The 249-nt window shown below is 64.7% G+C and carries 1 protein-coding gene; it reads left to right on the forward strand.

Annotated features, from left to right (window positions below):
• Positions 1-249, forward strand: a 249-nt coding sequence (locus ACTHTA_RS11560) for a hypothetical protein (RefSeq protein WP_440379640.1), incomplete at both ends; no start/stop codon positions are given.

Genomic DNA, 249 nt, shown 5'->3' on the forward strand with positions numbered 1-249 from the left:
GTATAAGAGACAGGACTACAGGGGTATCTCCGGCGCCACGATTCTCGGCGACGGCCGTATCGTCATCATTCTCGACATGGGCGCACTGGTGCGTTCCGAGTGGCGCTCGCGCGCTGCCGTTCCCCAGCGGGTCACGGAAGACCGCCGGACGTTCGTGCTGGTCGTCGACGACTCCATCACGGTACGCCGCGTGACCCAGCGCCTGCTGGAGCGCAATGGCATGCGCGTCATGACCGCAAAGGACGGTGT

The sequence above is a fragment of the Neisseria sp. P0013.S005 genome, assembly GCF_051958425.1.
In the GTDB taxonomy this organism is placed as follows: domain Bacteria; phylum Pseudomonadota; class Gammaproteobacteria; order Burkholderiales; family Neisseriaceae; genus Neisseria; species Neisseria subflava.